Annotated in this window: 8 protein-coding genes and 1 other annotated feature; of the genes, 2 read left to right on the top strand and 6 right to left on the bottom strand. The window is 62.0% G+C overall.

What is annotated here, in order from left to right:
- Nucleotides 1-50: 50 nt before the first annotated feature.
- A complete protein-coding gene (locus ACWCPQ_RS32290; RefSeq protein ID WP_449906043.1) occupies nt 51-719 on the bottom strand; it encodes a restriction endonuclease in 669 nt (222 codons plus the stop codon).
- 1,084 nt (nt 720-1,803) lie between these two features.
- Between ACWCPQ_RS32290 and ACWCPQ_RS32285 the strand changes: the two genes are divergently transcribed.
- Nucleotides 1,804-3,153: a hypothetical protein gene (locus ACWCPQ_RS32285; RefSeq protein ID WP_449906041.1), complete on the top strand. Its 1,350-nt coding sequence runs from the start codon at nt 1,804-1,806 to the stop codon at nt 3,151-3,153.
- Between the two features lie 556 nt (nt 3,154-3,709).
- Nucleotides 3,710-4,965, top strand: a protein-coding gene (locus ACWCPQ_RS32280) for an IS3 family transposase (RefSeq protein ID WP_449906046.1) whose coding sequence is annotated in 2 segments (ribosomal slippage) — nt 3,710-4,007 and nt 4,007-4,965 — 1,257 coding nt in all. Because the reading frame shifts where the segments join, the coding sequence is not laid out codon by codon here.
- Nucleotides 4,009-4,137 (top strand) — a sequence feature (AL1L pseudoknot). (Overlaps the previous gene by 129 nt.)
- Here the strand turns inward: ACWCPQ_RS32280 and ACWCPQ_RS32275 are convergent.
- The 5 genes from ACWCPQ_RS32275 to ACWCPQ_RS32255 all read right to left on the bottom strand — a co-directional run bounded on the left by ACWCPQ_RS32275 (nt 4,932) and on the right by ACWCPQ_RS32255 (nt 12,173).
- Nucleotides 4,932-5,702 carry a hypothetical protein gene (locus ACWCPQ_RS32275; protein ID WP_449906039.1) on the bottom strand — a complete coding sequence of 257 codons (771 nt, stop codon included), beginning with the start codon at nt 5,700-5,702 and terminating at the stop codon, nt 4,932-4,934. The two genes, ACWCPQ_RS32280 and ACWCPQ_RS32275, sit on opposite strands and share 34 nt — an antisense overlap.
- 176 nt (nt 5,703-5,878) lie before the next feature.
- Nucleotides 5,879-8,923, bottom strand: coding sequence for a hypothetical protein (locus ACWCPQ_RS32270; protein WP_449906036.1), 3,045 nt, complete (start codon nt 8,921-8,923; stop codon nt 5,879-5,881).
- 449 nt (nt 8,924-9,372) lie between these two features.
- Nucleotides 9,373-10,116 (bottom strand): hypothetical protein, encoded by a 744-nt coding sequence (locus ACWCPQ_RS32265; RefSeq protein ID WP_449906033.1) that lies wholly within the window; start codon nt 10,114-10,116, stop codon nt 9,373-9,375.
- 216 nt (nt 10,117-10,332) lie between these two features.
- Nucleotides 10,333-11,589 (bottom strand): Wadjet anti-phage system protein JetD domain-containing protein, encoded by a 1,257-nt coding sequence (locus ACWCPQ_RS32260; protein WP_449906030.1) that lies wholly within the window; start codon nt 11,587-11,589, stop codon nt 10,333-10,335.
- Nucleotides 11,586-12,173, bottom strand: coding sequence for an SbcC/MukB-like Walker B domain-containing protein (locus ACWCPQ_RS32255; RefSeq protein WP_449906027.1), 588 nt, complete (start codon nt 12,171-12,173; stop codon nt 11,586-11,588). Before ACWCPQ_RS32255 ends, ACWCPQ_RS32260 begins: the two co-directional genes overlap by 4 nt.
- Nucleotides 12,174-12,185: the final 12 nt, after the last annotated feature.

Below are 12,185 nucleotides of genomic sequence, written 5' to 3'. Positions count from 1 at the left end.
CTGGTCCTCGGTCAATTCATGCCTACGTGCCACCACGACCACACATCAAATCAAACCGGCACCTCAACCGCCCAGACTTTGAGGACACTCTCTAGGGTGCGCTTGGCATCGAGCTTCTCCGTGATAAACAAGGATGTGAGGGTCTTCCCAGTACCGCAGGCCATGATGAGCTGCCCACGGTCAGCGGTCTGAAAGCCATTGATGACGTTGCGTATCGCTTCACGCTGGTAGTCACGCGGTTTGGCGGACTTCGGCGGCGGCGATGGACGGAGGTTTGCCGGCTCGCTCGGCCAATCAACCTCTGATGTCAGCAAGTCACTCAAACCTAAGAAGCTGGTGTGCTTTTCCTGGTCGTTGATTGTTCGCCGAGCTATGTGATGCAGCTTGTCGGTGGTGGCAATCAGGAGTCGGAAGGAGAAGACCGCACGCGACGACTCAGCCAGAAACTTGTTCACGTCGTTCTTGGTGACCGTGTGATCCGGAGCGTAAGCCTTGGCTTGGATGGCCCAGAGCTTCCTGTTGTGGTCCTCGGCGACTAGGTCGATGCCAGCGTCGGCAGCCCAGCGACCCGGCCAGTCATCCCATAGCCACACCCGTCGTAGCGTGGCCCTGTAGGTCGGGTCGTTGGTCAAGAACCACTTGCAGAGATGCTCGAACTCCCTGCCTCGTTGCACAGGATCGTCATCCAAGTGGTCAATGAGTTCGACGAAGGTCCCCATAGCGCCGCATAGTAGGTCAGCTGTCCGACATCCGGTGAGCAATGCTCGGAACCTGTTTAATGCGCGCAACCGCCACCATCGCCGGGGCAATAACGCGGCACATGCGTCTGACACCTGATGACAGCCGCGAAGCGCGGGCGCCGAGATGCCAGTATCGACCCTTCGGTACGACCGTGCACTCCACTCAACGAACCTCGAGACTGCGGGACAGATCTCCGGCTCTCGCCGGGCACGACGGGTTCACGCGTCCGCCGTTCAGAGTGAGAAGAGCTACGGGATTAGCCGGTTCGCGTCGCCTCCGGCAGGTCGAACAGCGGAGTGGCGGTAACGGCAGTCGGACGCGGTGGCGCGCAGCCGGTCCAAGACCAGTGGATCCGGCGCGTCCGCAACGCCGAGAGGCCGAGCAGCCCAGTTCGACGCTGCAGGCGCTGTAGGACGAGAACTGGCCACGTCAGCCGAATTCGCACCATTTAACTCTGCGCCCCGCCGTTCACAGAAGCGGGTGACACCCCCTGGCCCGAAGTCACGATCGAACGAGCACGCGCACCGGGTCATACAGTGCCCGGTGCCATTTCACGGCCGAGCAATCTGCCGAGGCGATTGACGTCAGCCCATGCAGACCTCGGTCCACGACAGCAGCTCGCACCTCCGGATCACTGCCGGCCGAATTGGGCGCGCCACATCGCGGACAGCCTCCGGCGAGAACACCGACTATGCGATAAGACCACGGTGATGTACGAGGAGCCTGAACAGACTCGGCCGTCATGCGCACCCCGGGCAACGTTCGTCCTGTCCACTGGACTCATTGCTGAGTAACGACTTTCAGCGATTCAAAACCTGCTGACTGGCATACCAAACTCACCCTCAGCGCCGCTACAGCCTCGCTGTAGGAACGACAGATTCTGAACGCACCCCCTCTGTAACGAGCGCACGGCGGCTTCCCGTAGGACCTCGGCCGAAAGGACACAGTCCTGGCTGTACGACCAGTCAGATGACTGCTGCTACCCGGGCTCACCCGAGTAGCTCGATTCAGCCGCTACCGTGATCGATTGTCGAGGCGTGCGAGTGACGGAGGTGCATCGCAATGACAACAGTGCCGGAAGGCTCTCATTCGGACGCGAAGACAGTCGAGGTCGGCTGCCCCACGCCCACCGCGCACAAGCGGCTCGATGAAGCACACCGATGGTGGCATGGCTGTCAGGAGCATTACGACAGCCCGCGAGCCTTTCAACAACATCTCAATGCCTGTCTGCAGTCACTGCGCAATATCACGTTCGCGCTGCAAAAAGAGAAACATCGCATCGATAGTTTCAACGAATGGTATCCGGCTTGGCAAGACAAGATGCGTGACGATCCGATCATGCGGTGGCTGATCAATTCCCGCAACCGAGTCGTGAAACAGGGCGACCTCGAAATCGAGTCGACAGCAACAATTCGAGTTCTGCTCGACTATTCCGACGTTGTCGACCTTATCGACGACAGCCTCGCTCAAGCTGCCCGGCGAGACGGAACGGTAACGCGCCAGATATCGCCGCTGACAGATCCTCCGGAGTACCTGCGCTACCTGCGGTCACTGCCCCGCCAGCTCGTTAAAGACGGTAGTTTCGTCGTGGAGCGGCGCTGGGCCGACAAGGCCCTACCCGACACCGAGATCTTGGAGGCATTAGCGCATTGCTACAGCGTGCTGTCAGGGCTGCTTAAGGATGCACATCGTGCGACTGGTCGGCTTCCCGATGCTGCCGATAAGCTCTGGCCATCGGACTATCTCAGGCCCCCCTGCATGGTCACCACTCTGAATCGGCGCAGTGCCCAATACCGAATCGACGATGGTTCTCCTGTCTCCTCTGTCCTCCACCCAACCCGCCCCCTCAGCGAGCGCGAGCAGAAGCGCGCTGACAGGAAGTATCGTCTCGACGAGTTCAGGGGAGCGCTAGCTAGCTGCAGCGACTTCACTCTGGACGCTGTCGACCCACTGTTCGACCTGGCGAAGCGGGTCCTCAAGGCTGATCGTTACCACCAATTCATCACCATTCTCGTCGATGGGACCGGACAGATCCTGATCGAAGCACCGATCTTCGACGATCGGATTAGCAAGCACCGCTACTTCAAAGACCTGGCTCTGCGCGTTGCATCCCGAGCCATCAACGCGGTTATAACAATTTCGGAGGTGTGGGAGTCCTCCTTACACACAAACTCCGACGGCACCTTGATACCACCCGCCGAAGCGCCTGACCGCCGGGAAGCGCTTGAGGTCTTCGCCGTAGCCGCGAACGGGTCAAGCCGCCATCGTGGTGTCTACTTCCATCGCCAATTCCGCAAAATCATCTTCGATGAGGAGTTCGGTTCGCGGTCCGTCCGCGAGACCTCCCTCCAGAACAACGCGATCGAACCTGTACTGGCAGTGTGGCGGCGACGGGCGGAAGTCGACGGATAACGCCTGGGCGCAGGCCTGGCCTGAGCGCAGACCGTCGATGACACCAGGAACTATGGCACCTGGATCGGACTCGGTCGCGTTCCCGATTCTGGTCTCCATGAGCAGCGGCCACGTTGAAGCTAGGCGATGGACGCCAAGGTCCTGAATGGGACCAGGTGCCTGTTGCGCAATCGGGTCAGGTGGATCGGGCATGCTGGCCTCACCGATTTCGGAGCGGCGGCCTCTTATCTGATTGACAGCGGTGGACCACCGGTCGTGCTGGCATGAACGCGCGTCGGCCACCCGAGCGTTCAGAAACGCACGGCTTCGACATTACCGGCTGCGCGGTGTGTCGGAGACAACTGGCCAACCTACGCGCGAGAATCCCGAACATGTCGCACAGCCACGAAGACCCGACAGCGCCACAGCCCACCAATCGGCAATCTCGACCAGCCATCGGACCCGAAGCAGATCTTGAGATCATCTCCGTCAACGACCACTACGACAAAGCACTCCCCCAGCAACAGGCCCACATTGAACCGTCACGGATTTGGGGCCGCTTCCGTCTTTGAGGAAGATGGTTCCCATCATATCGAAGCGTTACCCGCCCGAGGTTCGTGAGAAGGCCGTGCGTCTGGCTCTGGAACGGCTCGATGAGTACGGATCCGCCTACGCCGCTGCGCGTGCGATCGGCCCGATGGTCGACGTGCACCACGAAACGCTGCGGTTGTGGATCAAGAAGGCCCTCGAGCAGGTGCCGTCGGAGACCGTGACGGCCTCGCCGGGCCTGTCGAGCGCCGAGCGCGACGAGCTCGCGAGGTTGCGCAAAGAGAACCGGGACCTCAAGCAAACCAACGAGATCCTCAAGCTCGCATCAGCTTTTTTCGCGCGGGAACTCGACCCGCGACACCGCTGATCGTCGGATTCATCGACGAATACCGTGAGGTCTTCGGCGTCGAGTCGATCTGCCGTGCACTGTCGATGCATGGAGTGCAGATCGCGCCCAGGACCTACCGCAAGGCCCGCCGTCGGCCGGCCTCGGCGCGCGACGTCGCCGACGCCTATGTCGAGAACACCCTACGTGGGCTCGACGGTGCACCCGAGCAGCTCTACGGACGCCGCAAGATGACACGCTGGCTGCGTCGCCAGGGCCATGACGTGGCGTTCTGCACCGTGGACCGGATCATGCGCGAACTGGGACTCAACGGAGCCGTCAGAGGCCGGCGACACCGGACCACGATCCCCGCCAAAGACGGGATCCGAGCCGGTGACCGGCTCAACCGCGACTTCACCGCGACCGCGCCGAACCAGGTATGGGTGGCCGATTTCACCTACGTCTCGACCTGGACGGGGTGGGCGTATGTGGCGTTCGTGTTCGACGCCTACTCCCGCGCGATCGTCGGCTGGAACATCTCGGCGTCGAAAACGACACCTTTGGTGTCCAAAGCGGTCAACATGGCCGTGTGGCGGCGTGACCATTACGGGCATCCCGTCGAGCCCGGACTGATTCACCATTCCGATGCGGGGTCTCAATATGTTTCGGTGAACTTCACTGAATCGCTCGCACTGCAAGGTATTTCACCGTCGATCGGATCGGTCGGGGATGCCTACGACAATGCACTCGCCGAGTCGATCATCGGCCTGTTCAAGACCGAGGTCGTGCGCCGACACGGCCCTTTCAAAGCCATCTCCGAGGTCGAGTACGCGCTGATGGAATGGTGCGACTGGTACAACAACGCCCGCCTGCATTCCCGGCTCGGCTACCTCGCCCCAGCCGAGTATGAAGCCGACTACTACGCTCAACTATCGCCACGCCGACCGGCGCTGGTCTGAAACCTGAAGCCGGTCCCGAATCCGTGACGGTTCATTTCCGGTTCGCTGAACTCGGTGGCTTGTGGCCGCTGGGCGTGTCGGGTGAGGGTTTGTTGGAATGTCAGGGCACGCTCCGGTTCCACGGCGGCTACCACCGCGGCGATTCGCATGACTGCGAGCACCCGCTCCGCCGGGTCGGTGATGGTGTGGGCGAGGGTTTCGGCGCGGTCGGGATCTATACCCGCCAACACCGCGGCGATACGGGTGACCGTGCCCATCGGATCCCACAGGTCTGATATGAAGCTGGTGAGGGTTTCTGCGTGGTCAATGAGCTGATTTGCTTGCTCTGGGTCGGTATTCATCAGGGCTGTCGCGATACGTGCGAATCCAACTGGTCGCATCATCGGGGACCAGCCAGCCCGACCTATCAGCATGTACAGACCAGCTTCTCCCAGCCGGTAATGGCGGCGCACGCAACAACTCTCGGCGTCGAACTGCGCCAACCAGGCAAAGCGCTGCGCGCGGCCCGCTCGATAGACGTTGACTGCATCGTCTCCGTGCCACGTCGCGGCCGTCACCTCATCGAAGTCGCCCGCGCCTGCATGCAACGTGAGGAGGACATCGCGGCGCTGACGATGCTGGTGAAGTCGGAACAGACTGCGCCCGAGACTATCCGTTACAACGGGTTCGCCCGAGATATGCTTCGTGACCTGTTGTGGAAGCCTCCGGCGGGTATGCGCACCGATGTCCGCGACCACAGCCAGCGATTAGGGCTTCGCGTCTAGGCTCAGGTTTGAAAGTGGTAAGGGCGGGCGCGTGTCCACCCTCATTCGTGTTGAGGCAAACTCTGGGGCAGAATTGCCCACACGCGAACGGACAAGACTTCCACTACCGCACGTCTGTGGTAACGCAGACGTCGAAGACTTCTCAAGATTCAATCCAGGTCGCTCCAACTCCACGGATCAGCCGGACGTCCGTCGGAGTCACGTCCGAAGCGGAAGATCTCCGGATCATCAATACAATCCAGAAATTGAGAGAACATCGCAGCACCTGGCAGTCGATGGACTAGCGTTGCAGCCTGTTCGACCAGCCCGAGATTCTGAAGGGAGCGCAGCAATGTGACTGCGCTCTCGGTAGATTCTTCGATCTCGGTGGTTGCCCGGTTGACGATCCTGGTGGCGTGCTCAGTCAACTCAAGGTTCCAGAGCGCGACGAGGAGCTTCGCGACACCCTTCGGGTAGTCGAGATCGGTTTCAGTGGTAGCCCGTTCAGCGATCCTGGTGGCGTACTCAGTCAACTCAAGCCCACGGAGTGAGACGAGGAGATCCGCGACGCCCACCGGGTTGGTGAGATCGGTTTCAGTAGTAGCCCGTTCAGCGATCCTGGTGGTGTACTCAGTCAACTCAAGCCCACGGAGTGAGACGAGGAGATCCGCGACGCCCACCGGGTTGGTGAGATCGGTTTCAGTAGTAGCCCGTTCGGCGATCCCGGTGGCGTACTCAGCGATGCGGAGATCCCAGGGGAGCGAGTCGAGGAATTTTGCGGTGCCTCTTGGGTTGGTGCGTCCGATTCGAGGCGCAGGAGCCGCAAACTTGTCAATCGTTTCTAAGCGCCAAAGATATCCACGCAATGCGAGGCAACTTCCTAGGCCACCTGGATCGACGAATATTTCCTTCCAGCTGATGCGCTCGAAAATTTTGGCGACCTGCTCTGAGAGCCCGAGCTCCTCGCAGCTTTCCAAAATCCACCCAATTTTGGACAGTTGCGGGTCCTCGACGGCCCTGGCGGCGAGAACCCTAGCTTGCTCGATCAGACCCAGATCGATCAGTGTTTCCAGGTACGCTCCGAACTGAAGTATCTGATCTAGGTCCAGCTCGGTGGCAACCCTGTCGGCGATAAGATTGGCTTGCTTGGTCATCCCAGCCTCCAGCAGCCAGAACAGTACCGAATTGAGCCCTCCCCAGTCCTCGAAGCGAGTCTCAGCCGTGGCTCGATCAGCGATTACGGACGCCTCTTCGGTGAATCCGAGATCCACCAAATCCCGTATCATTCTTCCAACTTCCCAGGCATCTCCGAGTCGGGCTTCGCTCGGAAGCCGTTTCGCGATAGCATTAGCCTGCTCCGAGAAACCGTATCGCCCAAATTCACCCAGTAGGATACTGGCATCAATATGGTCGAGGTTGGCCTCCGTAGCGGCACGGCATATGATCGCCTCGACCTGCTCGTACAGTTCACGCACTCGCAATTCTCGCAATAGCATCTGGATACCTATGGGGTCGTCCAACCGCGACTTTTTGACGGCCTGGTCTGCGATCGCAGCGGCCTGTCTGTTGAGTCGCGACTCCGCGATGGCGACGTCTGCGATAGCAGCAGACCCGTTAACAGTCCACTCCCCTAAATCGGCCAGAAACTCAGATATCTCGGCTGGGCCATCGAGTGATAATTGGTCTATCGCCCATGTTTCTGGCCGACAGTCGCCGGGAAACACCGCTGATACCTCTGTCAACAAGCACAGAACGGACCGCCCACCGTCACCGTGGCTGGCGGCGTTCTTCCACAGCTGGGCAGCATCTCGGTACAGGCCCCGATCCCATGCGGCACGGCCGAGGACGTGAAGGTCCGACAGGCACGAGTGGTGTGCGGCGACCTCCCAGAAGGGAATTGGAGGGATGATGTCACGCCGACGTGATCGGCCGTACTGGTACAGATAGTCGGCCAGTTTGTAGACCGGTTCCCCGCAGGTGCCCTGCTCGCCGCCCTGGACGGCCGTACCTCTGGTTCTGCGGGAAGGTCGCGGAACAGGGATTATCCGAGTCAACGGCCCCTCCGCGCCCTTGCACGGACGCGCCGCAACGGCGATGGCCTTTTCGAGCCAATCCGCATCGGCGGCCATGCGGTTCCAGTCAACGGTTGTCATATAGGCAGGCGCTGTGTCCGCGAGCATACTGAGGGGTATCGAATTACGATGACCCATACGCCGGGCATCCCATGCGGCTTCGACAATTGCGCGTGCAGTCGGCGAGAACTCAAATTCATACCGGCGCACCATTTCCGGACCCCCTGCAAGGTACTGAGTGAGTCGGCCATCGTCACATCGATTGCGTGCCATCGCAATTCTAGGGTCGGACGCGGCAGCTGCCTCCAAGTCGATAGGACTAGCGTCGGTGAACGTTGATGGCATCGTTATTAATGTGGCAGCGACGTCGAGGAGTAGTCTGACCTGGGAGGATTGAGCGCGGTGCAATTTGTCGCAATATTCGGGCCACAGAGTTCCTACGATAAGGATCGGTGCCAGTTCTATATTATCGACGAGGTTACGAAGCTCAACGGCGGTGTCGTCATCAGGAGCCCGGTCATCGCCGCCGAGGTATTCCTGGGTTTCGTTGAGCCACACCACTGTTCGGGGATGCGCCGACTTCAGTTCCCTAAGAGCCGTGCGGCGATTCGGGTTGGTCGGGTGCCAAATGCGCCATCCACCCAGCTCTCGTAGCCGAGCCACCGCTTCCCACAGAGCGCGGGTCTTTCCGGTAGAGGCGTCGCCGACCAGCACGACCATCGCACTGTGCCCGCCCGCCGCCGCGTCAACGATCTCGTTCAGCTCGGCGTCATGGGGGCGCGGGACGTACACCGTCAGGCTTTCAGGTACGTCGGGCCGATCGGCGGTGATTGCCTTGTGGATACCCAACTCGAACGGATTCAACTCAGCAGTGAGCGGCACACCCAGAGCCGGGCCGTAAGCACGCTGAAACGCGAGATCCCACGCTTCGATGTCACCATCTGCAAGGGCGCAGGCGCGCAGGATCTTCTCAGCCGTGCTCCAGCGAGGGCGCGCACTCGTACCGGTGCGAATATTGCTGAGTGTTGCTCGCGCAACCCCGCGGCGTTCTATCTCGTCGAGGGTCAGGTGCTTGCTCTTGATCAGCTCGTCTAATGCAGCACGCCATTGTGCGGGCGTTTGGACTCGATCAATCGCGACCATCAACTCACCTCCTTGTCCGGCTCGGCGCAGTCGAGATCTGCGAAGCCGGTGCCGTTGAATACAGTACGATCTCCCGCCGTCGGCATCTGCTCATCGCGGTGAGGCGGACGGAGGTGCTCACAAGTCCTCGTCGCCGTCGCGCTGGGGTCGCGTGCTCGCTATGCGAAGGTCACGTGCTGCATCGATCACCGGTCGACAGGCGCGAAGCACAGCGGCGATCGCAGCGGGAATCTGAGCAGCCGCCCGGAGGCCGACAACTAGCGCGCCGATCCCGGACAGAATGTCGAATGTCATTCCACCACAATCGGTTCGCATGTGGTTCGGGCACAGTACGGTTAGACAACCGAACCCACAGTGCCCTCGACCGCGCTGGACCCGTTCTCCTCTGAGGTCGAACCGAACTCCACCGAATACCTCATGGCGGGGTGCGGATACCCACCTCAGCACTTTCACGACTCGTCCGCGGACGGGTCGTCCAACTCTATTAAGGTCTCTTCATCGACCTGGGCGGCTGGGCATGCTGCTTCAGCCCACGCCGCGTACTGCCGCCGCAGCGGATCCCCGCCGAGCGTCGCCGCGTCCACCAGGTCGAGCGGGTTGATCGGCTCGAGCCCCAGCGCCGGGTCGGCGTGGATCGACGGCACGACGAACAGCTCCGGCCGCTCCTGCTCCGCCCAGCCCCCGCCGGCCAGCCGCAGCAGCGTCTCGCCCACGTAGCCCGCGGCGCCCTCGACGATCCATTCGGCGTCCTCGACGTCCCGGAACTCCGCGGGCGCCTCGAACCGGGCGAGATACCGCTCCAGCCCGGCCAACGACCCGGGCGAGAAGTCCAGTTGGAGGCGCTCCTGTCGGGCTAGAACCTCCTGGAGGAAGAACACCGCGTCGGGCAGCCGGAGGATCCAGGGCTCCGGCTCTTCGTCAGGCGTCATGCCGGCCACGTTACTGCCCGCCGACTGGCCCGGATTCTGGACCGCTGCCCGGTCCTGCGTGCCGTCGATCAGCTGGCCAGCGACTTCGCCGGGATGCTGCGCCACCGGCGCGGCCACCACCACCTGGACGCCTGGATCGCCGTAACCCAGGCCAGCGACATCTCTCAGCTTCAAGGATTTGCAGCCGGCCTGTCGTTGCAGGTGACCGGCGAGGTCCGGCCGGATCTGGTCTAGGCGTTGACCTCCGGCCGCCACTTCGCTCACCGACGCCACCGCTGGCGCGGCGCTGCATTCGGTTCCGGCGAAGTTCCCGGACGGATAGGAGGTCAACGGGGGCGCCGCGGCCGAACCACTGGATGCTCCGGGCGGTCGGCCTCGCCAGGCATCTGGCGAGGCTCGCTTTCCGAATGTGACTGTTACCCCCGCGTCGCGCCTAACGACGAACGGCATAGGCGTTCACGGTCGTTACGATCTTGAATGTCAGGACCGCGACCTAATTGTGAGTGAATCGATCAAGGATTTGAGTCGTGTCGCGGCGTGAGGGAGTGGTATAGCTTCCTGCTCGATGCGGCGAAACGGTGCGGGGCCGGCGGTCGCGAGGGCGTCGTAGGCTGTTGCTTCGGCCTGAGTGAGGTGGGTGAGTCGGGTCGCGGAGGGGTTGATGGGACGGCTGGTCTTGTCGTGGTTGACTCCGTGGTCGGCGTATCGGTGTAGGTCGGGAGCGTCCATGAGGAGGGAGTGGACGGTTTTGGCGGGTAGACCGTCGGGGGTGGGGGTGGCCATCGCGTCGCGGAATCGGTTGAGGATCGCGTAGCCGTCGGCGTCGATGTCGCCCCAGTAGACGATGTGGTCGGCTGCGCGTATCCACCTGATGCCGGCGAGCAGGGACGCGGCGGCTTTGCCGCTGCCTTCGACGATGATCGTGTTCGCGGTGGGTGGGAACCACAGGCGACAGTCGCGGTTTTCGACGATGAGGACTATGCGTGGTGAGTAGGCGAGATCGTGTGTATCGCCGGTGGTCCACGCGTCGTGCCGCCGTCTGCCTGAGGCGAGGTAGTCGGGGTCGGTGTAGGTCAGGTGGGCGACGGCGAGTCGAGGCCGGACTTGGGCGCGCACAGCGCGCCCGGCCACAGCTTCCAGGAGAGCGCCGTGGGTCTCAAGCCATTTGGAATGCATGCCGGGAACCGGGAGCTGGCGGGCGGTCCAGGCGCTCACGTCGGGGTGGTCGCGCAACCAGGCAGTAGCCGCGAGCAGGGCTGTGATGTCGGGATCGGCCAGCCGGTAGGCGGCTTTCAGGGTGGCTGACGTAAGGGTCGCGCCGACGGCGTCGAGTGATGCCGCGAGGGTTCGGGCTCGTTCGATGTCGACTGTCAGTGGCTTCCCTTGGGTACGGGACACGAGTTCGATAGCGGCGCTAGGCTTTTCTGACACGAGCGCTGCGGGGAAGTCGTCGCTCACACCGCGGATGGTCATCGGTTTGCGGATGATCCGAATGTCATTGGCGTCTCCGAGGTACTGCATGTCGAACGTGCGCCAAGCTGTGTGCCAGTCGTGCCAGCGTCCGTACCCGAATCGTTCGACCGCCTTCCCGGTCGACAGGCCGGGACGGAGTGGGATGGAGAATGAGATGGGGCTGCCGACATCATGTTCCGCGCAGACGATTTCGGCCCATCTCTGGTCGATCCTTCGGCGGATTGTCTCGATCGCCTCCATCGGGGTGACGAGTCTGCCGGTCACTCGTCCCCTCCGGTAAGGCCAACGATGGGTTTGGCCCAGGAGCGGTTCTGGGTGCTCTTGAGCACGAGGTATTCGGCGTCGACATGGGGTTCTATGGCGCTGTTCTTGTCGTTGGGGGCACCGATGATGAGCTGGAAGCCGAGTCCGCGCCAGGCGCCGATGGCGCGACCGGTGTAGCGGGCGTCGGCTTTGATGAGTGCTTCGTCGAGGAAGACCGGGGCGTAGCGGGGTCGTTCGGCGCCGGCGTCGCCGAGTTGGTAGCGCAGCGCCGAACCGACGATGAAGGCAACGAGTTCTTGGGATTCGCCGCCGGATTTCTCGCCGATGTGGTCGTAGAGCGCGACGTGTTGACCTGCGGCGTCTAGTTTTTCGGCGCTGATACGGATGTGATTACGTACGTCTACCAGGTCCGCGAAGTCGGCGGCGGTGCGGCGGATGCGGTCGATCACCTTGGCCATCCGGCTGTAGGCGCGTTCCCGCTCGGTGTCGGTACTTGCTCGGTCGATCAGTGTGCGGACGTCACGCAATTCCTTGCGGAAGCGGGCGCGGACCGTGGAGTGGCTTTCCTGCGGGTCGATCTGCAACCGGTGCTCGTC

The sequence above is a fragment of the Nocardia sp. NPDC001965 genome (assembly GCF_053594175.1).
This window is presented reverse-complemented; position numbering and strand designations above follow the sequence as displayed.